Origin of the sequence: Bradyrhizobium iriomotense (assembly GCF_018129405.1) — a bacterium.
Lineage (GTDB): Bacteria > Pseudomonadota > Alphaproteobacteria > Rhizobiales > Xanthobacteraceae > Bradyrhizobium > Bradyrhizobium iriomotense_B.
In genome coordinates this window covers 137,451-162,887 of the sequence record NZ_JAFCLP010000002.1, presented here as the reverse complement: position 1 = coordinate 162,887, position 25,437 = coordinate 137,451, and the positions used below count along the sequence as shown (strand labels likewise).

The 25,437-nt window shown below is 64.8% G+C and carries 22 protein-coding genes; 12 read left to right on the top strand and 10 right to left on the bottom strand.

Annotated elements, in window-relative coordinates; all coding sequences use genetic code 11:
- Positions 1-46 precede the first annotated feature (46 nt).
- A complete protein-coding gene (locus JQ592_RS05445; RefSeq protein WP_211401892.1) occupies positions 47-337 on the top strand; it encodes a succinate dehydrogenase assembly factor 2 in 291 nt (96 codons plus the stop codon).
- Positions 334-3,852, top strand: a complete 3,519-nt coding sequence (gene mfd / locus JQ592_RS05440) for a transcription-repair coupling factor (RefSeq protein WP_211401891.1) — start codon at positions 334-336, stop codon at positions 3,850-3,852. Before JQ592_RS05445 ends, mfd begins: the two co-directional genes overlap by 4 nt.
- A 123-nt stretch (positions 3,853-3,975) precedes the next feature.
- Here the strand turns inward: mfd and JQ592_RS05435 are convergent, their stop codons facing one another.
- The 3 genes from JQ592_RS05435 to JQ592_RS05425 all read right to left on the bottom strand — a co-directional run bounded on the left by JQ592_RS05435 (position 3,976) and on the right by JQ592_RS05425 (position 8,648).
- Complete coding sequence (locus tag JQ592_RS05435; RefSeq protein ID WP_211401890.1) at positions 3,976-5,199, bottom strand: GGDEF domain-containing protein; 1,224 nt, start codon at positions 5,197-5,199, stop codon at positions 3,976-3,978.
- An 85-nt stretch (positions 5,200-5,284) separates the two neighbouring features.
- Positions 5,285-6,787, bottom strand: coding sequence for an AMP-binding protein (locus tag JQ592_RS05430; protein ID WP_211401889.1), 1,503 nt, complete (start codon positions 6,785-6,787; stop codon positions 5,285-5,287).
- 4 nt (positions 6,788-6,791) lie between these two features.
- Positions 6,792-8,648: an extracellular solute-binding protein gene (locus tag JQ592_RS05425; RefSeq protein WP_211402513.1), complete on the bottom strand. Its 1,857-nt coding sequence runs from the start codon at positions 8,646-8,648 to the stop codon at positions 6,792-6,794.
- A gap of 260 nt (positions 8,649-8,908) precedes the next feature.
- Here JQ592_RS05425 and JQ592_RS05420 point away from each other — a divergent pair, with 260 nt between their 5' ends.
- A complete protein-coding gene (locus JQ592_RS05420; protein WP_211401888.1) occupies positions 8,909-9,739 on the top strand; it encodes an invasion associated locus B family protein in 831 nt (276 codons plus the stop codon).
- 77 nt (positions 9,740-9,816) lie between these two features.
- On the opposite strand, the gene hspQ is transcribed toward JQ592_RS05420, so the two are convergent.
- On the bottom strand, positions 9,817-10,149 hold the full coding sequence (hspQ, locus tag JQ592_RS05415; RefSeq protein WP_074120446.1) for a heat shock protein HspQ: 333 nt from the start codon (positions 10,147-10,149) through the stop codon (positions 9,817-9,819).
- A 106-nt stretch (positions 10,150-10,255) separates the two neighbouring features.
- Here hspQ and JQ592_RS05410 point away from each other — a divergent pair, with 106 nt between their 5' ends.
- Complete coding sequence (locus JQ592_RS05410; RefSeq protein WP_211401887.1) at positions 10,256-11,209, top strand: AEC family transporter; 954 nt, start codon at positions 10,256-10,258, stop codon at positions 11,207-11,209.
- 6 nt (positions 11,210-11,215) lie between these two features.
- On the opposite strand, the gene JQ592_RS05405 is transcribed toward JQ592_RS05410, so the two are convergent.
- Complete coding sequence (locus JQ592_RS05405; RefSeq protein WP_211401886.1) at positions 11,216-12,400, bottom strand: UbiH/UbiF family hydroxylase; 1,185 nt, start codon at positions 12,398-12,400, stop codon at positions 11,216-11,218.
- Between the two features lie 87 nt (positions 12,401-12,487).
- On the opposite strand from JQ592_RS05405, the gene pcsA reads away from it, so the two are divergent.
- From pcsA to JQ592_RS05390, 3 genes are all read left to right on the top strand, one after another.
- Positions 12,488-13,255 (top strand): phosphatidylcholine synthase, encoded by a 768-nt coding sequence (pcsA, locus tag JQ592_RS05400; protein WP_211401885.1) that lies wholly within the window; start codon positions 12,488-12,490, stop codon positions 13,253-13,255.
- Entirely contained in the window at positions 13,252-13,986 is a 735-nt protein-coding gene (locus JQ592_RS05395) for a TerC family protein (protein ID WP_211401884.1), read from the top strand. Before pcsA ends, JQ592_RS05395 begins: the two co-directional genes overlap by 4 nt.
- Positions 13,987-14,062: 76 nt before the next feature.
- Positions 14,063-15,037 carry a quinone oxidoreductase family protein gene (locus JQ592_RS05390; protein ID WP_211401883.1) on the top strand — a complete coding sequence of 325 codons (975 nt, stop codon included), beginning with the start codon at positions 14,063-14,065 and terminating at the stop codon, positions 15,035-15,037.
- A 95-nt stretch (positions 15,038-15,132) separates the two neighbouring features.
- Here JQ592_RS05390 and JQ592_RS05385 read toward each other — a convergent pair whose 3' ends face one another.
- From JQ592_RS05385 to JQ592_RS05375, 3 genes are all read right to left on the bottom strand, one after another.
- On the bottom strand, positions 15,133-16,329 hold the full coding sequence (locus JQ592_RS05385) for an acetylornithine transaminase (RefSeq protein WP_211401882.1): 1,197 nt from the start codon (positions 16,327-16,329) through the stop codon (positions 15,133-15,135).
- A gap of 267 nt (positions 16,330-16,596) precedes the next feature.
- Positions 16,597-17,238, bottom strand: coding sequence for a hypothetical protein (locus JQ592_RS05380; protein ID WP_211401881.1), 642 nt, complete (start codon positions 17,236-17,238; stop codon positions 16,597-16,599).
- A gap of 69 nt (positions 17,239-17,307) precedes the next feature.
- Complete coding sequence (locus JQ592_RS05375) at positions 17,308-18,495, bottom strand: tetratricopeptide repeat protein (protein WP_246820182.1); 1,188 nt, start codon at positions 18,493-18,495, stop codon at positions 17,308-17,310.
- 124 nt (positions 18,496-18,619) lie between these two features.
- Between JQ592_RS05375 and JQ592_RS05370 the strand changes: the two genes are divergently transcribed.
- The 3 genes from JQ592_RS05370 (at position 18,620) to JQ592_RS05360 (ending at position 20,505) form a co-directional block, all read left to right on the top strand.
- Positions 18,620-19,567: a hypothetical protein gene (locus JQ592_RS05370; protein WP_211401880.1), complete on the top strand. Its 948-nt coding sequence runs from the start codon at positions 18,620-18,622 to the stop codon at positions 19,565-19,567.
- A gap of 157 nt (positions 19,568-19,724) precedes the next feature.
- Positions 19,725-20,156 (top strand): MerR family transcriptional regulator, encoded by a 432-nt coding sequence (locus tag JQ592_RS05365; protein WP_211401879.1) that lies wholly within the window; start codon positions 19,725-19,727, stop codon positions 20,154-20,156.
- Positions 20,089-20,505, top strand: coding sequence for a carboxymuconolactone decarboxylase family protein (locus JQ592_RS05360; RefSeq protein WP_211402512.1), 417 nt, complete (start codon positions 20,089-20,091; stop codon positions 20,503-20,505). The genes JQ592_RS05365 and JQ592_RS05360 overlap by 68 nt, the downstream gene beginning before the upstream one ends.
- Before the next feature lie 2 nt (positions 20,506-20,507).
- Here the strand turns inward: JQ592_RS05360 and rimO are convergent, their stop codons facing one another.
- Positions 20,508-21,827, bottom strand: a complete 1,320-nt coding sequence (rimO, locus tag JQ592_RS05355; RefSeq protein ID WP_211401878.1) for a 30S ribosomal protein S12 methylthiotransferase RimO — start codon at positions 21,825-21,827, stop codon at positions 20,508-20,510.
- A 425-nt stretch (positions 21,828-22,252) separates the two neighbouring features.
- Positions 22,253-22,774 (bottom strand): Cache 3/Cache 2 fusion domain-containing protein, encoded by a 522-nt coding sequence (locus JQ592_RS05350; RefSeq protein WP_246820181.1) that lies wholly within the window; start codon positions 22,772-22,774, stop codon positions 22,253-22,255.
- Between the two features lie 721 nt (positions 22,775-23,495).
- Here JQ592_RS05350 and JQ592_RS05345 point away from each other — a divergent pair.
- Positions 23,496-24,086: an ANTAR domain-containing response regulator gene (locus tag JQ592_RS05345; RefSeq protein WP_008564898.1), complete on the top strand. Its 591-nt coding sequence runs from the start codon at positions 23,496-23,498 to the stop codon at positions 24,084-24,086.
- Positions 24,083-25,246 carry a CmpA/NrtA family ABC transporter substrate-binding protein gene (locus JQ592_RS05340; protein WP_211401877.1) on the top strand — a complete coding sequence of 388 codons (1,164 nt, stop codon included), beginning with the start codon at positions 24,083-24,085 and terminating at the stop codon, positions 25,244-25,246. Before JQ592_RS05345 ends, JQ592_RS05340 begins: the two co-directional genes overlap by 4 nt.
- The last annotated feature ends 191 nt before the right edge of the window (positions 25,247-25,437 follow it).

Here is a 25,437-nt window from a genome sequence, read left to right as displayed (position 1 = left end):
CCCGCCCGGCACGTCCGGGCTTTCTGCGTTTGACTGGATTTGAGACATGACGGGAACGACACGATCGAGCAGCGGGCTGGATGACCGCCGCAAGCGGCTTCTGTTCCGCTGCTGGCACCGCGGCACGCGCGAGATGGACCTGATCCTCGGCCGCTTCGCGGACTCCGAGATCGGCAACCTGTCCGAGCCCGAATTGGCGGAGCTCGAACGCCTGCTCGAGGTCAACGATCCCGATCTCTATGCCGCCATCACCGGCGACAAGGTGCTGCCGGCTGACGTCACCGGCGCGCTGTTTGCCCGCATCAAGGCGTTTCCGATCGCGGACGGCAGCGCATGAAGCAGGGGATGAAATCGCCGGCCGAGCTGCTCACGCCCGGCCGCGCGCTGACGCTTGCCAACGTCGCGGAAGGAGCCGAAGGCCTCATCGTCTCCGATCTCGCCCGCGCCATCGCAGCGCGGCCGAAGAAGCCGGCGGTCAGCCTTGCGGTCGTCTGCCGCGACGGCGGGCGCATGCAGCAGCTCGAACGCGCGCTGCGGTTCTTTGCGCCCGATCTGCCGGTGCTGATTTTTCCTGCCTGGGATTGTCAGCCCTATGACCGCGTCTCGCCGCATGGCGGCATTCTCGCCCAGCGCCTGACCACGCTGGCGCGGCTCGCCTCGCTCACCGGCAGCGACAAGCCGCTGATCGTGCTGACCACGGTGAACGCGGTGGTGCAGCGCGTGCCCGCGCGCGAGCTGGTTGCGGCGCAGGCGTTGTCGGTCGCGCCCGGCAATGTCGTGCCGATGGACACCGTCGTCGCCTGGCTCGAGCACAACGGCTACAACCGCTCCTCCACCGTGCGCGAGCCCGGCGAATATGCCGTGCGCGGCGGCATTCTGGACCTGTTTCCGGCCGGCCTCGAGCAGCCGGTCCGCTTCGACTTCTTCGGCGACAGCCTTGAATCGATCCGCTCCTTCGATGCCGAGACCCAGCGCACGCTGCTCGACATGCGCTCGCTCGATCTCGTTCCGGTCTCCGAGTTTCAGCTCGTCACCGACACCATCCGCCGTTTCCGCATGGGCTATGTCGCCGAGTTCGGCGCGCCCGAGCGCGACGATGCGCTGTACGAGGCCGTCAGCGAGGGCCGCCGCCATCCCGGCATGGAGCACTGGCTGCCGCTGTTCCAGGACCGGATGGACACGCTGTTCGACTATCTGCAAGGCGCGGCCGTCGCCATCGAGCCGCAGGCCGAGGACGCGGTGCGGGAGCGCTTCAAGCAGATCCTCGATTACTACCAGGCCCGCCGCGAGGCGATGGAGCATCCCGGCGGCGGCGCCATCTACAAGCCGCTGCCGCCTGACCGGCTCTATCTGACCGACGAGGAATGGACCAGGCGCCTCGGTGACATCCCGCTGGCGCGGCTGACGCCGTTCTCGGTGCCGACCGACGGCACCGGTGTCGTCGATGCCGGCGCACGCAAGGGCCGCGACTTCGCGCCGGAGCGCAATGACACCACCGTCAACGTGTTCGAGTCCGTCGTCAGCCACGTCATGGCGCTGCAGGCGCAACGCAAGAAGGTCGTGATCGCGCTCTGGTCCGAAGGCTCGCGCGACCGCATGAATTCGATGCTGCGCGACCACAAGCTCGCCCATACCACCAGCGTCAATACCTGGCGCACGGTGCAGGCGACCCCGCGCAACGAGACCATGCTCGCCGTGCTCGGCCTCGAGAGCGGTTTCGAGACCGACGAGATCGCTGTCATCAGCGAGCAGGACATTCTGGGCGACCGCCTGGTGCGGCCGCGCAAGGCCAGCCGCAAGCTCGACAATTTCATCTCGGAGGTGACGAGCCTTGCCGCTGGCGACATCGTCGTCCATGTCGAGCACGGCATCGGCCGCTTCATCGGCCTGCAGACGCTGGATGTTGCCGGCGCGCCGCATGACTGCCTCGAGCTGCATTATGCCGCCGAGACAAAACTGTTCCTCCCGGTCGAGAACATCGAGCTGTTGTCGCGCTACGGCTCGGACCAGACCACGGTCGAGCTGGATCGTCTCGGCGGCTCCGGCTGGCAGACCCGCAAGGCGAAGCTGAAGAACCGCATCCGCGAGATCGCGGGCGAGCTGATCAAGATCGCGGCCGAGCGCATGCTGCACGAGGCGCCGAAATTGCCGGTGCAGCAGGGCCTCTATGACGAGTTCTGCGCGCGCTTCCCCTATGACGAGACCGAGGACCAGCTCGGTGCGATCGAGTCCACGCTGAAGGATCTCGAAAAGGGCCGTCCGATGGACCGGCTGATCTGCGGCGACGTCGGCTTCGGCAAGACCGAGGTCGCGCTGCGCGCCGCCTTCGCGGTCGCGCTCGAGGGCAAGCAGGTTGCGGTCGTGGTGCCGACCACGCTGCTGGCCCGCCAGCACGCAAAATCCTTCAGCGAGCGCTTCAAGGGCTTTCCGGTGAACGTGGCGCAGGCCTCGCGCCTGATCCCGACCAAGGAGCTGAACCAGGTCAAGAAGGGCATTACTGACGGCTCGGTCGACATCGTCGTCGGCACCCACGCACTGCTCGGCAAGGCGATCAAGTTCCGCGACCTCGGCCTGCTCATCGTCGACGAGGAGCAGCATTTCGGCGTCAGCCACAAGGAGCGGCTGAAGGCGCTGCGCGCCGAGGTGCATGTGCTGACGCTGTCGGCGACGCCGATCCCGCGCACGCTGCAGCTGGCGCTGACCGGCGTGCGCGAGCTCTCGATTATCGCCTCGCCCCCGGTCGATCGCCTCGCGGTGCGTACCTTCGTTGCCCCGCACGATCCCTTGATGATCCGCGAAGCCCTGCTGCGCGAGCGCTATCGTGGCGGCCAGGCATTTTACGTCGTGCCGCGCATCGACGACCTCGCCGAGGTCAAGGACTTCCTCGACAAGAACGTGCCGGAGATGAAGGTCGCGGTCGCGCACGGCCAGATGCCGCCCGCCGTGATCGAGGACATCATGACCGCGTTCTACGACGGCAAGTTCGACATCCTCTTGTCGACCACCATCGTGGAGTCAGGCCTCGACATCCCCAACGCCAACACGTTGATCGTGCACCGCGCCGACATGTTCGGCCTTGCGCAGCTCTACCAGCTGCGCGGCCGCGTCGGTCGCTCCAAGCTGCGCGCCTATGCGCTGTTCACGCTGCCGGCGCAGCAGAAGATCACCGCGCAGGCCGAGCGCCGGCTCACCGTGCTGCAATCGCTGGAGACGCTGGGCGCCGGCTTCCAGCTCGCCTCGCACGACCTCGACATCCGCGGCGCCGGCAATCTGCTCGGCGAGGAGCAGTCCGGCCACATCAAGGAGGTCGGCTTCGAGCTTTATCAATCAATGCTGGAGGAGGCGATCGTCAACCTCAAGGCCGGCGTCTCCGAGCCCGCCGCCGACCGCTGGTCGCCGTCGATCACGATCGGCATGCCCGTGCTCATCCCCGAGGATTACGTCAGCGATCTCTCGGTGCGGCTGTCGCTGTACCGGCGTCTTGCCGATCTCGACACCGAGGAGGAGATCGAAAACTTCGGTGCCGAGATGCGCGACCGCTTCGGCGTGCTGCCCGACGAGGTGCGCTATTTGTTCAAGGTCGCCGCGATCAAGGCGTTCTGCCGCCGTGCCAATGTCGAGAAGATCGATGCCGGCCCGAAGGGCGCCGTCATCGTCTTCCGCGACAATTCCTTCGCCTATCCCGATCGCCTCGTGACCTTCATCCGCAGCCATGGCCAAGCCGCCAAGGTGCGGCCCGACATGAAGGTGGTGTTCCTGCAGGATTGGGAGACGCCGGAAGAGCGCCTCGCCGGCACGACGGAGATCATGCGACAGTTGGCGCAGCTCGCCGAGAGCAAGAAGGCGGCGTAGGGACGGAGCGAGATGTCGTAGGGTGGGCAAAGGCGCTCTTGCGCCGTGCCCACCATTCTTTCCAAGATGAGGGATGTGGTGGGCACGCTTCGCTTTGCCCACCCTACGGCAGCGCGGTCGTGACTACGACGCCGCCCTTGAAGCGTCGGCCGACAGCCGCGCCAACAGCGACCTTGCCGTATCCGACGGCGACAGCGAGTCCACGCTCACAACCGGATCGCTGCGCATCTCGTGCTTGCCATTGGACGTGTGCCGCATCACCGCCGACAAGCGGCGCGCGATCATGTGCGCGGTGCGGAAATCGGTCTCAGCGAACACGACGATGACCGAGCCGTCCTTCTGTGCCGCGCCAAAATCCATCTGACGCATCAGGCGGCTCAGGATACGCGCCGCGTCGAGCTGGGCGCGGGGATTGTTGGGATCGAAGGCGAAGCGCGCCACCGACAGGCCGCCGCCGCGGGCCAGCGTCTGCTCGACCGCCTTGGCAAAATCGCGGGCGAAGGCTTCCGTGGTGAGCAGGCCACTGCGCGGATCGAGCCAGCCGCCGGCATCGATCGAGCGCAGCGTGCGGCTCAGCTGCGCCTCCATCGCGTGCTGGCGGATCAGCGGCAGGGCGTTGGCGGCGATCCTCGCCGGCTCGCCCGCGATCAGCTCGAGATTGGGCAGATCGTAGCTTTGCACGAGCTGGTGCGCGGTGACGACCACAGGCAGGGTGCGGAAGCGGGTGTCCTCGGCGAGCACGGTGAGGAAGGCATCGGTCACGCGCGCGGTAAACCCTTCGGCGAGCACGACGCCATCGATATCGCGGGTGTTGAGATGTTTCGCCGCGGCCTCGATCGAGAGCGCGCCAACCACGCCGACGCGCTCGCCGAGTGCGACGGAGAGTGCGGGATAGGCGGCGCCGCGGCCGATCAGCAGAACGGTGGCATCGCGCGATGGGTCGCCCTCGGGCAGCACGACCTTCGCCTCGGGCAGCCGGCGCAGCACGGTCGAATGCAGGGTACGGACGCGCAGCGCGGCGCGTAAGCGCGCGCTCAGACGATCGGGATGGCCGCCGCGCGAAGCGAAGGGCAGGGCGTTGTGCGGCAGCGCACCCGCCGCATCCAGGGCCACGAAGGGAAGGTAGGGCGATTGGTCGGCAATCTTCCTGGCGAGCAGCGCCAGATGCGGCTCATGTCCGCTGTGCATCGCGGCGAGGACCGCGGCCGGCTGTACCTGCTCGACCGCGCGCGTCGCGCTGGCCCAGTCGGTGTCGACCACGGGGAAGAGCCGGGCCTCGTCCAGCGCCGCAACGAAGGCGGGGCGCTCGGTATTGGACACAAACAGGATCGGGCCCGCCTGGGACATCGAAAAGCTCTGATCACGCAACAGATGCCGCGCAATCTAGTTTGGCCGCCTTAATGCTGCGTCAACGTCTCAGGCGAAACTGCGCTCAAGCCGGCCCGGAGCGGTCGCGAAAAGCCTCGACCATCAGGGGGTTAAGCCCGAGCTCGCTGAGCGCCTCGCGGGCGCGGGCATTGTCCTGGGCCCGTCCTGCCAGCCGGTGGCCGGAGAGGCGGTCGGGCAGCGCGGTGAGTAGGGCGCCCTGGCCGAGCCGGCGCGCCCATTCCTGGAGGTCGTTGGAGAGGAAGCGATAGCCGCCGACGGCCATGATGCCGGAGGGCGGTGCGGTGATGCAGATCGCGCCGCTCGCCCGGTCGAGCCGGGCGGCATAGCCGGTGTCGACATAATCGCGTGGCGGCTGCGCCGTCAGTGTCTCGCCGACCGGCTGCGGCGGGGCATAGGCCGCGATCGGCACCATCGCGCCGCGCAGGCCGAGCGTGCCCTTCGGTGTCAGCAGGATCTCGCCGGCGATGGAGGAGCCGGCCTGTTCACGCGGCGCGCCGTGCGGCCCCGGCATCACCGGCACCGGCATGCCGTCCTCGCCGCGGCGGGCGCCGAACAATCCGGCCTCGCCGAACAGATAGACGTCGGTGAGCGGCGCATGCGGCGCGATCCAGGCATCGCTCGCCGCCACCTGCTCCGGCGCGCGCCACAGGCCGATGACGTTGCGCAAGCTCGGCATCCGCGCCGCGAGGTCGGCATCGCCAAGCCGCAGCGCGAGTTGCGCGGGCGCGATCAGCACCTCGCATTCGTGCTCGTTGATCTGCTGCTCCAGCACGTCGTTCTCGAACGGGTGATGCAGCGCCAGCGTGCCGCCCGACAGCAGCCAGACCGCGAGCGAGGATGCGAGGCCTGCGAACGACATCGGCGTGAACGCCGCCATCACCGTTGCGCCCTGCTTGACGTCGGCTTCGAGCGACATCGCAAGGCCGCCGGCGATCAGGCTGAAATGCGGCCGCGGCACCGGGCGAAAGCCCTCCGCCGTGACGTCGAAGGAGATCATCGCCGCCTTGCGGCCGTCCTGGATCACGGCGCGCGTGGTGCCGGGCGGGCGGGCCAGCACGTCGTCGAGCGAGGCCATGCCTTCGGGCAGCTCGCCTCCGAAGCCGTAGACATGACGGATCGAGAACGCCTCGGCGGCGGCGTGCATCGCAAGGTCGGCATAGCTGACGCCGTCGACCGTGCTCATGGTGACGATGGCGCGCGCCGCGGTGCGGTTGAGCGCCGCGGTCAGTTCCGCGTGCCGCCACAGCAGCGGCAGCACGGCGACGACGAGGCCGGCGCGATGGGCGGCGAGCACGGTGAGCACGAACTCGACCGTGTTGGGCAACTGGATCGCGATGACGGAATTGGCCGGCAGGCCCGATTCGACGAAATGGGCCGACAGTGCCTCGATGGCGGTGTCGGCCTCGGCATAGCTCATCCGCCGCGGCTGATGTCCGGTGATGCGCGCCTTGTTGAGGGGATCGAGCAGAGCGGTTGCGTGTGGCTGCCGCATCAGCGTGCGCTGAAACAGCGTGTCGAGCGTCGGCGATACGGCTGGCTGGTTCACGGCGTCACTTCATTTGCGTCGCTTGAGGCTCACCCTTCGACCACCAGGTCTCCGGCAGGTAGCCGGACAGCGCGGTGGCCTTCGGCCGTTCTATCCGATTCCAGCGCGCGATCCATTGCTCGGATACGTTAAACAGCGGGATTGTGTAGCAGCCCGCGATCAGGGCGCGATCGAGCGCGCGCACCGCGGAGACGAAATCCGTATGTTCACGGGCCTCCAGCAGGGCGCCGATCATGGCGTCGATGGCTGGATCCCTGGCGCCCATGTAGTTGCGGGTGCCCGGATTGTCGGCGGCCGCGCTGCCCCAATAGAAATACTGCTCGTTGCCGGGCGACAGCGACTGGTCCCAGCGGTTCTGGATCATGTCGAACTCGTAACCGAGCCGGCGCTGGTCGAATTGCACGGGATCGACCGACCGCACGCTGGCCTCGATGCCGGCGCGCCTGAGGTCGCGCTGGAAGGCGAGTGCGATGCGCTCCTGGTCGCGGGTCGTGACCATGATCTCGAAGGTGAAGGGCGCCTTGGTCGTGCGGTTGCGCAGCACGGTGCCGTCGAGATCGTAGCCGGCCTCAGACAACAGCTTCAGCGCGGCGCGCAGCGTCGTGCGGTCGCGGCCCGAACCGTCGGTCACGGGCAGGCGGTAGCTGCCCTCCATGATCTCCGGCGGGATCTGCGCGGCGAACGGTTTGAGCAACTCGCGCTCGCGCGCATCCGCAGGCTTGCCATAGGCCGACAGCTCGGAGCCGGCGAAATAGCCGGCGACGCGCGAATAGAGGCCGAAGAAGTAGTTGCGGTTGACCAGCTCGAAATCGAACAGCAGCGTCAGGGCGCGGCGCACGCGGATGTCGGCGAAGACCGGACGGCGCGTGTTGAAGACCAGGAATTCGGAAGGCTGGGGCACGCCGGGCTTGACGGTGTCGCGGATCACCTCGCCGCTTCTGGCGGCCGGAAAATCGTAGCCGTCGTGCCAGCGCAAGGGCTCGTGCTCGACGCGGAAATCGTAGAGGCCACGCTTGAAGGCTTCGAACTGGCCGTTGGCCTCGCGAAAATAGTCGAGCCTGATCTCGTCGAAATTGTAGAGCCCGCGATTGATGGCGAGGTCGCGGCCCCAATAGTCGGGATTGCGCGTGAGCGTCACGCTGGCGCCCGGTTTCACCGCGGTCACGCGATAGGGGCCCGAGCCGACCGGGCTCGTCAGCGTCGTCTCCTCGAAGGTCGCGATATCGACCGCGTGTTTCGGCAGGATCGGCATCAGGCCGAGGATCAGCGGCAGCTCGCGGTCATTGGCGCCAGTGAGGTCGAAGCGGACGGTGAGGGGATCGGGCGCCTCGGCCTTCGCGACCTTCGCGTAATATTGCCGGTGATTGGGACGGCCGCGGTCGCGCAGCAACTGCCAGGAGAACAGCACGTCCTCGGCGCGCACCGGTGTGCCGTCGGAAAAGCGGGCGCGGGGATCGAGGCGGAACGTGACGAAGGTCCGGTCGTCGTCGGTTTCGACGGACCTCGCGAGCAGGCTGTAGAGCGTGAACGGCTCGTCCTGGCCGCGCGCAAGCAGGCTCTCGACCACGTAGTTGCGGATCGGCTGCACCGCCAATCCCTTCACGATGAAGGGATTGAGACTGTCGAAGGTTCCGAGGATGCCCCAGGTCAGCCGACCGCCCTTGCGGGCATCAGGATTGGCATAGGGCATGTGGGTGAAATCGGCGAGCATCGCCGGCTTGCCGTGCATGGCGATGGCATAGGCTTCCTCGGCTCGTGCAGCACCAGCGGACAGGCCCCAGGCAAGCGCAAACGTGAGCGCACAGGCAAGGATGCAGAGGCGCAGACCGGGGCCCTCGAAGAGGCGCTGGAACATGAACATCGGCACACGTTGATTCGAGGACCGTCGGACCTGAATCCTATCACAGGGAATTTCACCGGAGGCAGTTGCGGATGTGGTCAAAGACGCTTGTCGGCATTGATCTTTTCGTCGGCCACGCTAAGAAGGCACCCAATCGCGCAAGAGCGCCGAGCCCGTCACTTATCCGCCTCAATTGACGGGGAGAGAGCCGCGCCCAAGGCGGCTTGGTTCGGTGCTTCGGAGCGGTTCGGGCACTTCCCGTTCAGAAAGGGTTTTCTGCAATGAATTTCCGTTATTTGGCCGCGTCCGTCCGGCCGCGCGGGCGACTTCTCGCCTTGTTGACGGCGACGGCATTGGCCGTCCCGTTCGCCGCTGAAGCCCAGACCCCGGCGCCGGCTCCCGGTGCGCCCGCCGCGCCCAAGGCGGCCCCGGCCCCGAAGGCGGCGGCTCCGAAGGCTGCCCCCAAGGCTCCGGCACCCGCCCAGGCGCAGCCGGCCCAGCAGGCTCCCGCGCAGGGCGCTCCGGCGCAGCAGGGCGCGGCCCAGCCCGCCGACCAGCAGATCCAGCTGATCTACGCCCCCTGGACCAAGTTCTGCCTCAAGGGCCAGGACGCCAACGCCAAGCAGGTCTGCTTCACCGGCAAGGACGGCCGCATCGAATCGGGCCAGCCGGTGATCGCCGCCGTCATCATCGAGCCGGAAGGCGAGCCGAAGAAGATCCTGCGCGTGACGCTGCCGCTCGGCATGCAGCTCGTGCACGGCACCCGCATCATCGTGGACAGCAACGCGCCGCTGCAGCAACCGTATGTGATCTGCTTCCAGAACGGCTGCATGTCCGACTACGAGGCCACGCCCGAGCTCATCAACAGCATGAAGAAGGGCCAGAATCTCGTTGTCCAGGCGATCAACGCCAATGGCGCGCCGCTGACCCTGCCGCTGCCGCTCGCCGGCGAATTCCAGAAGGCCTATGACGGTCCGCCGACCGATCCGAAGGTGTTCGAGGAAACCCAGAAGAAGCTCCAGGAAGAGCTTCAGAAGAAGGCCGACGAGCAGCGCAAGAAGCTCGAGCAGCAGGGCACGCCGCCCGGCGCACCTCCGACCGCCCAGAAATAATTGGGACAAAATCCCGGACATGAAAAAGGCGCTCATTCGAGCGCCTTTTTTGCTGACCAGCCGTGTCCGAGCGAAGATCAGTTCAGCGAGGGATTGCGCGGGCGGTAGCCGCCGCCCTTGTCCTTGATGAAGATCTCGGCGACCTGGGAATGCCGGATCGGCTCGCCGGAGTCGTCGGGCAACAGGTTCTGCTCGGAGACGTAGGCGACGTACTCGGACTCCGCGTTTTCCGCGAGCAGGTGATAGAACGGCTGGTCCTTGTGGGGCCGCACCTCCTCGGGAATCGACAGCCACCACTCCTCGGTGTTGTTGAATTCCGGATCGATGTCGAAGATCACGCCCCGGAACGAGAAGATCCGGTGGCGCACGACCTGTCCGATCTGGAATTTGGCGGTCCGCGCTTTAATCATCCCCCGTCGATAGACCAGGATTGTGGCCGATGCTAGTGGCCTTATCGGGAATTAACCTTCGTGTCCGGGGCGGATAGCCCCCAAGTCTTCAGAAAACACTTCATCTATGGTCGATATCCTCAACCTGGCTCTACCTTATTTCGGCCTGATCTTCGTTGGTTTCGCCTGCGGCAAGGTCAAGGCCCTGCCGGAATCGGGCCTCGCCTGGATGAACTTCTTCCTGCTTTACGTGTCGCTGCCCGCGCTGCTGTTCGCGATCATGTCGAAGACGCCGTTCGCAGAGCTGAACAACCCGCCGTTCCTGGTCGCGACCACGCTATCGACGGTTGCGGCGTTCACCCTGGCGCTGGTCGTCGGCAAGGTGCTGGGACGCCTGACATTGCGGGAGGCGACGCTCGCTGGTCTCTCCGGCGGCTACGGCAATATCGGCTACATGGGACCGGGGCTGGCGCTCGCAGTGCTCGGGACGAAGGCCGCGGCGCCGACCGCGCTGATCTTCTGCTGCGACAGCATCTTCCTGTTCACGATCGTGCCGCTGTTGATCGAGCTCTCCGACCGCGACCATCCCTCGATCGTGCACGCCTTTGGCGTCGTGGTGAAGCAGATCGTGCTCAACCCGCTGATCATGTCGGCCTGCTTTGGCGCGGCGGTCGCGGCGCTCCATATCGAGCTGCCGGTCGCGCTCGACCGCACCATCACCTTCCTCCAGAACGCGGCCGCGCCGACTGCGCTGTTCGTGCTCGGCGTGACGGTGGCGCTTCGCCCGTTCGACCGTGTGCCGTGGGAGGTGCCCGGCGTGATCGCGGTGAAGCTCCTCATCCATCCGCTTGCGGCGTTCGGCCTGATGCTGGCATTCGGCCCGTTCGCGCAGCCCTGGGCCGCGACCGCCGTTCTGATGGCCTCGCTGCCGCCGGCATTGAATGTGTTCGTGATCGCCCGCCAGAACGATGCCTGGATCGAATCCGCCTCCGTCGCCGTGCTGCTCGGGACGTTTGCGTCCGTGGTCACGCTGACCAGCGTAATGTGGGCGATCCAGACCGGGCGGCTCGTGTTTCCGTGAGAGGCGTTACCTTCGCCAGGTCGGCGTCAGGCCTTCGCGCATGGCAAAACGCCGGAGCGGGCCGATGGCACCGAGCAGGTGCATGCCGACGGCGCGGACCGGCTGGAGCGGCAGGAAATCGTTGAGCAAAGAGCGGTTGGCGATGTCGATCGCGAAGGTCCGGCTCAGGATGTCGGGCCGCCGGGCGCGGTCGTAGCGCTTGAGCACTTCGTCCGCGCCGGGGTCCTGGCCCGCCGCGATGGCCTCGCCCGCGAGCCGCGCGATGTCGGCGGCATCGCGCAGGCCGAGATTGAGGCCTTGGGCGCCGATCGGAGGAACCACATGGGCGGCTTCGCCGACCAGTGCAATGCGGTCGCGGCCGAAGGATTCTGGACGCTCGATCGCCAGCGGAAACAGGTTGCGCCCGGGCTCGACCGTCATGCGTCCCAGGATGGAGTGCGACTGCTTCTCGATTGCAGCGGACAGCTCCTCGTCGCTCAAGCCGCGCAGCCGCTCGGCCTCCGCGGGCGCCGAGACCCAGACGATGCTGGAGCGGTCGCCGGGCAGGGGCACGAACACGCAGGGCCCGTGCGGCGTGTGGAACTCGGTCGAGACGTTGCGATGCGGCCGCGCATGGCCGACGTTGAACGTCAGCGCCGTCTGCGTCAGCTCGCGCCGCGCGACCTCGATGCCGGCGGCCTCGCGACACAGCGAATGCCGGCCGTCGGCGCCGACCACGAGGCGGGCCGAGAGGAATTGTGCGGAGGCGGTCCGGATCGCGACATCGTGGGCTTCAATGACGACGCTTTCGGCCTCGTCGTCGAAACGGACGATCCCGGGCAGCTCCGCCGCGCGCTCTTCCAGCGCCAGCATCAGTGAGCGGTTGTCGATGTTGTAGCCGAAGGCGTCGAGCCCGATTTCGTGACAGGAGAAACGGACCTCCGGCGCGCGGAACAGCCGGCCGGTGTCGTCGACGAGCCGCATGACCTCGAGCGCGGCCGCCTTGTCCCTGCAGCGCTGCCAGACGTCGAGGCTCTCCAGGAGATCGATGGAGGCACCCAATAGCGCGGTGGTACGATTGTCGGCGTAGGGCAGGCGGCGCGCCACCAGCGCGGTCCGTGCGCCGGCCTGCGCCAGTGCGATCGCCGCTGCTATCCCGGCCGGTCCGCCGCCGATCACGGCTGCGTCAAAAAGTGTCGATGCGTCTGTCATGGAACGACAAATGACACGCCCCGCGGCAAATTCAAGCCCACCTATTTTTCCTAGGTTTTATGGCGAATTGTGCGACCGGGCGCCGCAATGGCTTATGTGCAAATCGGTCTCATTCTGATAGCAGAAGCCATGGACAGCCGAGAGGATTCCCTGAAGCCGACACCCGCGATCCGCGCCGCGGCGTTCTCGGTGCATATCTTCACCGCCTTCGGTGCGGCGATCGCGCTGCTCGCGATGCTGGAGGCCGTGCGCGAGCACTGGGCGGCGATGTTTCAATGGCTGGGCGTCGCGCTGATCATCGACGCGATCGACGGGCCGATCGCGCGCCGGCTCGACGTCAAGAACGTGCAGCCGAACTGGTCGGGGGACGTGCTCGACCTCGTGGTCGACTTCGTCACCTATGTATTCGTGCCGGCCTATGCGATCGTGGCGAGCGGGCTGTTGCTGCCGGTCGCAGCGCCCTTGCTCGGCGTCGCCATCATCGTCACCAGCGCATTATATTTCGCCGATCTGCGCATGAAGGCCGACGACAATCACTTCCGCGGTTTCCCGGCGCTGTGGAATGCGGCGGCGTTCTACCTGTTCCTGCTCCACTGGTCGCCGCTGTGGTCCACGCTGCTGGTTGCGGCCCTGGTGGTGCTGACCTTCGTGCCGTTCCACGTGCTGCATCCGGTCCGCGTCGTGCGGCTGCGCTGGCTGACGATGTCGCTGATCGCGATCTGGGCGCTGCTGTCCCTCTACACGCTGGAGATGGACTTTCACGTCGGCATCGGCGTCACCGCCGCGCTGTGCGCGATCGCGCTCTGGATCAGCTTCAGCGACGCGTTGATCCGCTTCGCAAGATCCTTCGCATGACGCATCTGATCACCAGCCCCGAGGCCTGGGCCGCGCTCCTCACCTTGACCTCGCTCGAGATCGTGCTCGGCATCGACAACGTCATCTTCCTGTCGGTGATCGTCTCGCGCATCCCGGAGCAGCAGGCGAACCGCGCCCGCCAGATCGGGCTGGCGCTGGCGCTGGTCTTCCGCATCATCCTGCTCAGCGTGCTGGTCTGGCTGATCGGCCTGACCGCGCCGGTGTTCTCGTTTGCGGGTTACGACTTCTCCTGGCGCGACCTGATCCTGATCGGCGGTGGCCTGTTCCTGATCGCGAAGGCGACCCACGAGATCCACGCCGAAGTCGAGGTCGATGACGACGAGGGCGATGAGAAATCCGGCGGCAGCGCCTTCTTCTGGGTGATCGTCCAGATCGTGATCATCGACATCGTGTTCTCGCTGGACTCGATCATCACCGCGATCGGCATGGCGCAGGACATCGAGATCATGATCGCGGCCGTCGTGATCGCCTGCCTGATCATGTACATTTCGTCCGGGCCGGTGTCGCGATTCGTCGCGGAGCATCCGACCACGAAGATGCTGGCGCTGGCCTTCCTGGTGCTGATCGGCGTCGCGCTGGTCGCGGACGGATTCAAATTCCACATCCCGCGCGGCTACATCTATTTCGCAATTGCGTTCTCGGCGGCGGTCGAATTCTTCAACGTACTGGCCAAGCGCAACCGCAAGAAGGCGCGCAAGGCGTCGGTCTAGCCATTCCCGTCGGCGCCGAGTTGACAAGGCGGGCGCGATGTCTTTCGCTCCGCCTTGGAGAAGAGGAGGTCAGGCAATGACCAAAGCCATCCGTGTGCACAAGGTCGGAGGCCCCGAAGCCCTGGTCTATGAGAGCGTCGAGGTGCCGGCGCCGGGACCCGGCGAGGTGCGCATCCGCCAGCATGCGGTCGGCCTCAACTTCATCGACGTCTACTACCGTACCGGCCTCTACAAGGCGCCGGGGCTGCCCTTCATCGCCGGCAACGAGGCCTCGGGCGAGGTCGTCGCGGTCGGCCCCGGCGTGACCAATTTCCATCCCGGCGACCGCGTCGCCTACTACCACAATCTCGGCGCCTATACCGGCGAGCGCAACCTTCCCTGGGAGAAGCTGGTCAAGCTGCCCGACCACATCACCCACGAGCAGGGCGCCGTGCTAATGCTGAAGGGGCTGACGGTCTGGTATCTCCTGCACAAGACCTTCAAAGTCGAGCCGCACCACCGCGTGCTGATCCACGCCGCCGCCGGCGGCATCGGCCTGCTCGCCTGCCAATGGGCGAGTGCGCTCGGCGCCCATGTCATCGGCACGGTCGGCTCGCGCGAGAAGGCGGAGCTCGCGGAAGCCAACGGCTGCGACCACGTCATCCTCTACAACGAGGAGGACTTCGTCGCCCGCGTCAAGCAGATCAGCCGCAACGAGGGCTGCGACGTCGTCTATGACGGCGTCGGCAAGGCGACCTTCCCGGGCTCGCTGTCCTGCCTGAAGCCGCGCGGCATGTTCGTCTCCTTCGGCAATGCCTCAGGTCCGGTGCCGCCGTTCTCGATCGCCGAGCTCAACAATCACGGCTCGCTGTTTGCGACGCGCCCGAAGCTCAACGACTATATCGGCACCCGCAAGGAGCTGCTGGAAGGCGCCGACACGCTGTTCGCCGCCGTCATCAACGGCAAGCTCCACGTGCCGATCAACCATGCCTACGCACTGAAGGACGCCGCGAAGGCCCATATCGATCTCGAAAGCCGCAAGACCACGGGCGCGTCGATTTTGAAGCCGTAGCTCACCGTCGTTCCGGGGCGATGCAAAGCATCGAACCCGGAACCTCGAGATTCCGGGTTCGGCTCTGCGAGCCGCCCCGGAATGACGAAACCAAACTACGCCACGCGCCGTGCAGCACCGGCCTTGGTCAAGATACCGTCGAGACAATCGATCATCTCGGCGATCTCTCCCTTCGTGACGTTCAGCGCCGGCATGAAGCGCAAGCTGTCGACCTGCGGGGCGTTGAGCAGCACGCCGGCCTCGAACGCCTGGGCGACGATCCCCGGCGCGATCGGCAGCTTGAGGTCGAGCGCCAGCAGCAGGCCGCGTCCCCGCACGCCGCCGAGCCCGTGCCGGGCCGAGACCTTCTGCAGCTCGCTTTCGAGCAAAAGGCCGGTCTCGGCGACCGACTTCAGGAAGTCGGGCGTGCTGATCTCCTCCAGCACCGCAAGTCCCGCCGCGCACATGATCGGGTTGCCGTTGAACGTGCCGCCCTGGTCGCCATGCTCGAAGCAGGAGGCGCGTTCGCTCGCGAGCAGCGCCGCAAGCGGCACGCCACCGCCGATGCCCTTGCCGAGCGTCATGATATCTGGCGCGATGCCGGCGTGCTCATAGTGGAAGAGCTTTCCGGTCCGGCCCATGCCGGTCTGGATCTCGTCGAAAATGAGCAGCAGGCCGTGCTCCTCGGTCAGCGCACGCAATTCCTTCAGGAACTGATCGGTCGCAGGCCACACGCCTGATTCACCCTGGATCGGCTCGAGCATCACAGCCACCGTGTTGGCGTTGATCAGTTTCTCGACCGAAGCGATGTCGTTCAGCTTCGCCTTCTTGAAGCCTGATACCTTCGGCTCGAACAGCGGCTCGAACGCCTTCTTGCCCGAGGCCGACATCGTCGCCAGCGTTCGGCCGTGGAAGCCGCCTTCGAAGCTGATGATCTCGAACGCGCCGTTCCTGTGCAGGCTGCCATATTTGCGTGCGAGCTTGATCGCACCCTCATTGGCCTCCGCGCCCGAGTTGGCAAAAAACACCTGGTCGAAGGCGCTGTTCTCGACCAGCGCCTGCGCCAGTTTGAGGCTCGGCTCGTTGTAGAAAGCCGGGCTTGGCGTGAGCAGCCGCTTGGCCTGCGCGGCGAGCGCATCGGCGATTGCGGGCGGGGAGTGGCCGAGACAGTTGACGGCCCAGCCCTGCACGAAATCGAGATAGCGCTTGCGGCCGTCATCCCAGAGGTAGGAGCCGGCGCCGCGGACGAACACGGCCTTGGGCCGTGCGGTGATGTCCATCAGCGCGTCATACGGATGGGTGGCGGTGGTCATGTCGAACTCCTCTGGAGGCGGGTGGAAAAAGGACGCAAAAAAGCAAGAAGGCCGCACTTTGCGGGTGCGGCCTTCTCGAAAACTGGCTGAATTCTAGTGCTTCAGCGGCGTCGTCGGACATGGCGCAACCCATCATCGTCGCGGGTGCGACGACGGAAAGCTGCGCGGCGGTGGGTCCGAGAGTTGATCATGGGGCGCGTCCGTACAGCCGAATGGCAGGACTTGTCAAGCGGCCGTTTTGCAAGCTTCCCGCCGAGCGTGCATCGGTCAGGTCAGGTGCGCCGCTTGCTCGGCCTCCTCGTCGCCCCAATCCGCACCCGCAATCGCGCTGTCGATGAGCTCGCCGCGCATCAGCTTGAGCGGCGAATTCCAGTACAGCGCGATGTTGTGGAACGGGTCAGTCAGCACCTTGAACACCCAGACGAGGCCGGTCGTGACGTCGCGCGTTGCGAAGAGCTGGAGCATGCGGGCAAGCCCGCCACCGATCCCGATCGCGAGCCAGAGCGCGCCGACATGGCGGATGAAGTCGTACTGGCCGGCGGGTAGATCGAACAGTCCGAACAGGGTGGGGAAGACGTAGAGCACAATCGGCGCGCTGCCCCAGACCAGGAGCAGGATGATCTTGCGCGTCTGGTTGTAGCCGACCTTCACCGCTTCCTTGTAGGCGTTGCTGACGTCGTTGACGGCGTCATAGCCGTTCGGCTCGAAGAAAAAGTGCCCGGTCTGCCGCGTCAGCATGGCGAGCCAGCCGACGAGCCCGGCGAGGGCAGGGTCTTTGAACAGCAGCGCGTAGCAGCCGAGGAAGATCACGGCGCTGACGAGGTGCAGCGTCTGGTTGACGGTGCTCTGGTGGTAGAAGCGGTAATCGTCGAAGCGCTGCGTGCGCAGCATGTCTGACAGGCGGCTCATCAAAATTCCTCGCTCGCGTTGAAAGGCGCGCGAGAATTAGGACGAGTCCGTGACCCCTGCGTGAATGCACTATAGTGTCACATTGCAAGCGCAGGCCCGCGGCGCGAGATTACTCGACACCGTAATGCGCGAACACATCGGCAATGCCGGCGTTGATCGCTTTCGCCGCTGCGATGTCGCGCTCGGCGCCTTCGTTGTCGCCCTTCTTCCGCTTCGCAAGCCCGCGGCCGTAAAGCGAGTGTCGAACTGCGGCCTTGCGTTCAGCGCTGCGTCATAGTCGGCAATCGCCGCGTCGAGATTGCCGAGCTTGAGATGGGTGAGGGCGCGGCTGTCGAGCGTATCAGGGTCGTTGGGCTTCATTCGCAGGGACTGCTCGCAATCGGCCAGCGCATCCTGCAAACGTCCGAGGATCGCCCGCGTCATGCAGCGCGAGTTGAACACGCCGGCATAGATCGGATTGGCCTTGATCGCGCGGTCGTAGTCCTCCAGCGCCAGCGCGTAATCATGCGTATCGAAATACATGCTCGCGCGCGCATAGTAATCGAGGTCGTTGTTCGGAGAGAGTTGAAGCGACTTGGTGAAATCGGCCAGCGCGCGGGCACGGTCGCCGCGGTCACGATAGACGCGAGCACGGTTGCCATAGGCCGGGCCGTAATTCGGGTCGAGCTTGATCGATATGTCGAGATCTGCGAGCGCGCGATCGGCCTCGCCGTGCTCGCGATAGGCCGAGCCGCGGTTGTAATAGGCCAGCGCGAATTTCGGATCGAGCTTGATGGCCTGGTCGTAATCGGCGAGCGCATGCGCGTAGTCGTCTTTGCCGGCGTAGGAGTTGCCGCGGTTGTTGTAATAGAATGGATCGCCGGGGCTGAGCCGGATCGCGCTTGTATAGTCCGCGATGGCGTGGTCGCGATCGCCGACATCGTCATAGACGATGCCGCGATTGTACCAGGCGATGGCGTCCTTGGGGTCGAGATCGATAGCGCGGTTGAGATCGGCCAGAGCCCGCTCCGCCTCACCCTTGCGCCGATAGATTTCGCCGCGATTGGCAAGTGCCCGCGCGCTTTCGGGATTGGCGCGCAGCACCGCCGAGCAGCCGGCGAGGCGCTGCTCGTCGCTGACCTCGTCGGTGCCGAAGCACCATTGCCGCGCCTGCGCGGGCGATGGGGATTGGGCAGCGGCGGGAAGCGCGAGCAGCATCAATGCTGTGCCAATCGCGTACAGCCCGCCCCCAATACCAACCTTGTGATTGTATTTCATCGATCGCCACGTAGAAACCATTGAGCCTCTAGCGCGTTTGTGATCAACGGACGCCAATTGGTTCGAACCGAACGTGACTCGGTTCAGACCAAGGGAGACGGGACCAACCAGACAGTTTTCAGCCTTGTCCGATACACCTTACCCGATTGATCTCGACAGCATTCGCGGCGCGTTTCCGCCGGGCATCGAAGCGCCGCCGCTATTGGTCGACTTTGCCGGCTGGCTCAAGGGACGCCCCTGGGGCAGCGTCGGCTGCTTCTCCCTGCAGGGGCAGTTCTCCGATTCCGCGCCGATCGTCGACGGCAGTCCGTTGCGCGATCGGTTTTCGCTATTCATGCGATTGCCTGACGGTTCGGCCGTGGGCGGCTGGTATGGCGCGGGCCTTGATCGCGACAATCCGCCGATCGTGGGGCTGGGCTCCGAGGGCAACTACGAACTACTCGCACCGAGCCTCGACGGGCTGCTCGCCAAACTGACGTCGCAGCAATTCGACAAGGCCTGGAGCGATCTCAAGCCGCATGAGGAGGTCGAGTGCCAGACCGTCGAGCTCGCGCGATGGCTCGCCGAACGGCCGATCGGCGAGGCGGCTGCGCCGGACGATGGCGCATCGGAGCTTCCCGACTTCCGCGGCTTCGTCGAGAAATGGAGCCGGGATCGCGAGGACTATTGGGCCAACCACCGGTTGATGGCCGAGCTTGGCTGGCGGCTTGCCGCCCATCTGCCCAAGGGCAAGAACCCCTGGGACAAGACGCGTTTCGAGATCGCGATCGTAGGTAGCCAATACCAGGCGCGCGTGCTGACGCGCGGACCGCAGCCATTCGAGGAAGCTTCCTCGATCGAATCCCTGCTGCGCGATCTGCGCGAGGAAATGCGCCGCGCGCAGCCCGAGCTTGGCCTGTGGTACCTGATGAATTTCGGGCTCTATGCCGACGGCCGCATCATGCCGAGCTTCGAATACGATTTGCGCCCGACCATCGACGGCGAGCCGGCGAAATTGTCCGAGGCGAAGGCCGATCTCACCCGCGCACCAAGGCCGGAGCGCTGGGTGCCGAAATGGCTGGCGGCAGACTGAAGCTCGGAATCTCGCGATACTGCCGCGCAGCCGGCGCGCCGAAATTGTCTGCTGTCGTGCCATCCTGACCTCGCGGGAACGGCACCTTCGATCCCTCTTGACTTAGAGTGCGCTCGAAGGGGTATCTGTACGTGCGTCAGTACGAGAACGGGCACACATGAAGATCGGCGACCTCGCAAAACGAACCGGCTTGTCGACTCACACGTTGCGTTATTATGAGCGCATCGGGCTGCTGCCATACGCAGACCGGGATCGTTCCGGCCAGCGTGACTTTGACGCATCGATCTTCACATGGATCGAATTCCTCGGTCGGCTCAAGACCACGGGAATGCCGATCCGGGACATGTTGCGTTATGCGGCGCTTCGTGATGAAGGCGAAGCCACCGGGCCAGCCCGGCGGCAGATGCTGGAAATCCACCGTGAACAGGTTCGCACGCAGATGGCCGTACTCCAGGAATGCCTGCTCGTCCTTGATACCAAGATCGCCGGCTATGCCGGCGGCGAACAGAGGACGAAGGAAAATGACGCACGCCCAAACACAAGCCGAAAGCCGCTTCGATCGCGGTCAGCGGGCCCTGTCACGCATTGACGGCAGAGCCGGCGAAAAAGTCGTCGCCTCACTCGCCGACATCGCTCCGGATTTCGCACGATACGTGATCGAGTTTCCCTTCGGCGACATTTACAGCCGCCCGGACCTCGGCCTGCGCGATCGAGAGATCGCGACGATCGCCGCGCTGACGGCGCTCGGAAATGCCGCGCCTCAGCTCAAAGTGCATATCGAGGCGGGTCTGAACGTCGGGCTGTCTCGCGACGAGATCGTGGAGATCATCATGCAGATGGCCGTCTATGCGGGCTTCCCGGCGGCGGTGAATGGGCTGTTCGCAGCCAAGGAGGTGTTTTCCGCGCATGACGGACGGCAGGCGTCGGAAGCGTCGTGAACTCAAAATCCCGCGACGCTGCCGTGTAGATCATACGTGTCGGCGCGCTCGATCTTCGCGGTGACGATCTCGCCGACACGCAGGGGGCGGCGGCTCGACAGATAGACGGCACCGTCGATCTCCGGCGCATCGGCCTTGGAGCGGCCCTTCGCCACCGTCGGGCCGACCTCGTCGATGATGATCTGCTGGCGGGTGCCGACCTTGCGCTTCAGGCGGCGCGCGGAGATCTTTTGCTGGCGCGCCATCAGCGCATTATAGCGCTCCTGCTTGACCTCTTCGGGGACGGGGTTCTCGATCGCATTCGATGTCGCGCCGGCGACCGGCTCGTATTTGAAGCAGCCGACGCGGTCGATCTCGGCCTCATCGAGCCAGTCGAGCAGATAGGCGAAGTCGGCATCGGTCTCGCCGGGGAAGCCGACGATGAAGGTGGAGCGCAGGGCGAGATCGGGACATTCCTCGCGCCAGCGCTTGATCCGCGCCAGCGTCTTGTCCTGCGCCGCCGGGCGCTTCATCGCCTTCAGCACCTCGGGGCTCGCATGCTGGAACGGGATGTCGAGATAGGGCAGCACCTTGCCCTCATTCATCAGCGCGATGACCTCGTCGACATGCGGGTAGGGGTAGACATATTGCAGCCGGACCCAGGCCCCTAGTTCGCCGAGCTCGCGCGCGAGGTCGAGGAATTTGGCGCGGACCTGGCGGTCCTTCCACGGGCTCTCGGCATATTTCAGATCGACGCCGTAGGCCGAGGTGTCCTGCGAGATCACAAGCAGCTCCTTGACGCCGGCACCGACCAACCGCTCGGCCTCGCGCAGCACGTCATCAGCCGGACGCGAGACCAGGTCGCCGCGCAGCTTCGGGATGATGCAGAAGGTGCAGCGGTTGTTGCAGCCTTCGGAGATCTTCAAATAGGCGTAGTGGCGCGGCGTCAGCTTGATGCCCTGCGGCGGCACCAGATCGAGATGCGGATTGTGCGCCGGCGGCAGCGCGCGGTGCACGGCATCGAGCACGCTCTCATATTGCTGCGGGCCGGTGATGGAGAGCACGCCCGGATAGGCCTGCTCGATCTGCTCGGGTTCCGCGCCCATGCAGCCCGTCACGATCACCTTGCCGTTCTCGGCCATGGCCTCGCCGATCGCCGACAGCGATTCCTGCTTGGCGCTGTCGAGGAAGCCGCAGGTGTTGACGATGACGATGTCGGCCCCGTCATGCTTGCGGGCGAGCTCATAGCCTTCCGCGCGCAGGCGCGTGATGATGCGCTCGGAATCCACCAATGCCTTGGGACAACCCAGCGATGTGAATGATATACGCGGCGCTCGTTCCATGTAATCGCCTGGGACCTGGATCTGAATTGTTCGGATATGCGATCCAACTAATTGATCCGATAGAAAAATTCAACTGCCGGGCATGTTCCCGCGATGGAAAATTGAGACTCGTGCATAGCGAATGAAATCAAGGAGTGCCAAGGGAACTGAAAGTTCCTGGTGGGTGGAAGCTCGTTCCGATGGAGCTTACCGAAGCGATGAAGGATGCGCTCTACCAGCCATGCTGGTTGAACGTCTGTCTAACACCCACAAGCGGCACAAAGCGGACATTTGCCAGCCAACGCGATCGGCCAAACTCGGACCTGGCCTCCGGAAAGGGGCGGTCGGACCCTGTCCGGAGGCCATCGCTTGTCGTGCCGCACGGCAGTCTTATTCAATTGCCCGAGCTCTCCGAGCCGGCAGTGCCTAACGGATCACGCCGCAATCTATTTCATGTAACCGACGTAGTAGATTCCGATCACATTTTGCGATGCGTCCCGTATTGGCTTGTAGCCTGTGATGTAAGGTTTGCCGAGGATATCGACCTCTCCATAGAAGGCTTCTCCCTTCCTAATGGATTCAATCGCTTTTCCCTTCGGATCCAGAACGGTGCCGATCGCTCGCGAGCCATCGTCCTTTTTCACATTCGTCGCAACCCGTACGTACTCGTCGCCGCTCTTCACGAAGATCGTGGCCGTGCCTTGAGCTTGTTTCACGACATCATCCACTAATTCAAAATTGTTGTTCATCTTCGTTGAACCGAAGTAGATGGCAGGGACCTCCTTGCCAGCGACGGAATCCGTCCCATCAAGTTTTGGTGGGCCGAGTTTGTGCGCCATCGACTCCATGGTCTCCATCGCCGTCTTTACCTTTGCATCTTGAGCTTGCAAATCTTGCGGCAGAAGCGTCACGGTCCCGATGAGGCATGACGCGATGAACATTCCGATTGCGCTACGCTTGGGGTTCATGAGGTTTCCTCCTCTCGAAAACGCCGGCACGCGTCAGAAGCCTCACCGCAATATCGATGACGGCCCGGAGGATCAGGTTGTGGCGACTGAGCTTAGCGTCACGCGACACCTCGCACTGAAAGGCACGCCAGCGTGCGTCTTGATCAAATTCAGCCAAGGCCGTCTTTGATCGTCTAAATGGTAAAGGAAAGCCGATCGGCGCGTGGATCACTTTGAGGCATCCCAGCCGCGTCAAAAGCTCGCACTGAGCCGGCGCTTCGAAATCAGCTTGCGACGCACCACCTAAGTGACGTTGGAGGAATAGGGGCGATTATTAAGCCCTGAGCAGGGATTAGTATTAGTGAGAATAGGCGGACGGGAGCCCGCCGGTACTGGTCGGAAGTGGGTCCACGACCGGTGAAGCTCGGATTGAGCACATGAGTTCTGCTTCGCATCCGGAAGCCGACATCTCGCATTAATGAGTGCACGCTCTGACGAGTTGATGGTCCAGATGACAGCTGCCTTCGGGCACCATTTTTCCTTGGGAGTGGGCGGCTCAAGAGTTTACATTCGTTGTCTCACGGACACCCGAGCGACACGAAGCTGACCTTGGGCGCAGCCGTCTGATCCATATTTGATCTGCCTGATTGACCGGCCTGAGCTAGTCCCAATTGCCCATAATTACAACCCTTTGCATGGCCCTCCGGCGTGCTATGGATGAATCACCTGCCGTGAGTGAGCCATGAGCGCCGAACAGTCGCCCAAAATCGTGATTGTCGACGAGAGCCCGATCCGGGCTGCGATCCTGGAGGAGGGGTTGCGGGAGGCCGGGTTCACCCAGGTCGTCCATATCCGCGAGATGCAGAGTCTGCTCGCCCGTATTTATGCGGTGGACCCCGACATCATCCTGATCGATCTGGAAAACCCCAGCCGCGACGTGCTGGAGGCGATGTTCCAGGTCAGCCGCGCCGTGAAGCGGCCGATCGCGATGTTCGTCGACCAGAGCGATTCAGCCTCGATCCAGGCCTCGGTCGAGGCGGGGGTGTCGGCCTACATCGTCGACGGGCTGAAGAAGGAGCGCATCAAGCCGATCCTCGACCTCTGCGTGTCCCGTTTCAACGCTTTCGCGAAACTCCAGGAGGAGCTCGAGCGCACCAAGTCGCAGCTCGAGGACCGCAAGATCATCGAGCGCGCCAAGGGCATCCTGATGAAGGTGAAGGGCCTCACCGAGGACGAGGCCTATGTGCTGCTGCGCTCGACTGCGATGCGCGAGAAGAAGAAAATCGGCGAGATCGCCCAGTCGATCATCACCGCATCGGAGATGCTGAAATGACCGGACCGCTCCGCATCGGGTTCATCCCGCTGGTCGATGCCGCAGCCCTGATCGTCGCCGTCGACAAGGGATTCACCGCCGCCGAAGGGCTCGACGTCGAGCTGGTGCGCGAGGTGTCCTGGTCCAATGTGCGCGACAAGCTCAATATCGGCCTGTTCGACGCGGCACATCTGTTGGCGCCCGTCGCGATCGCATCCTCGCTCGGGCTCGGCCACGTCAAGGTGCCGATCGCCGCGCCCTTCAATCTCGGCATCAACGGCAATGCGATCACGGTGTCGCCGACGCTGCATGCCGCGCTGATGGAGGAGATCGATGGCGACCGTTTCGATCCGCTGGTCACCGCGAAGGCGCTGGCGAAGGTGGTCGCCAAGCGTCGCGAGGCAGGCGCGGAGCCTTTGACCTTCGGCATGACCTTCCCGTTCTCGACCCACAATTACCAGCTGCGGTTCTGGATGGCGGCGGCCGGCGTCGATCCCGACGAGGACGTGCGCCTCGTGGTGCTGCCGCCGCCCTTTATGGTCGACAGCCTCAAGAGCGGCCATGTCGATGCATTCTGCGTCGGCGCGCCCTGGAATTCAGTCGCGGTCGATCTCGGCATCGGGCACATCCTGCATTTTGTCTCCGATATCCTCGTGCGCGCCGCCGAGAAGGTGCTGGCGGTCCGTCAGGTCTGGGCCGACAAGAATCCGGATGTGGTCGCTAGCCTGGTGCGTGCGGCCGTGAAGGGCGCCGAGTTCATCGAGCAGCCTGCGAACCTCACCGAGGCGGCGCAGATTCTGGCGCAGCCGGAGCGGATCGGCGTCGATGCCGAGGTCATCCAGCGTACCCTCACGGGACGCCTGAAGATCTCGCCGGACGGCACCTTCCGCGAAAGCGCCCGCTATCTCCTCGTTGGGCGCGAAGGGGCAGGGCGCCCCGAGCCGGTCCAGGCCGCCTGGCTCTACGCCCAGATGGTGCGCTGGGGGCAAACGGCGCTCACGCCTGACGGCGTCAAGACGGCCATGGCCGTGTTCAGGCCGGATCTCTACGACGCAGCCGTCGGCCGCCCGCCGCCCGCTGAGGCGCCCGCGCCATTCGGCGCGTTCGCCGGACCCGCTTTCGATCCCGACAACATCCGGGGGCACCTCGAAGCCTTCGAGGTCGGGCGCTGGAAGGCCTGATTCGCCTCCTGCATCGTTTTTAGGCGATGAGCGGCAACGGCTAAATTTTGGGCCGAGTGCTCGAATTTCGTGTGAGTTCCGGGACCGGGATTTTCCGGGGCGACCCGTACTCCGTTGAAACATCAGGATTTTCTCTTTTGTGAAAGCTGGCACGCAACTTGTATGTTGCACTGCGGCCAGCTTGTCATTGG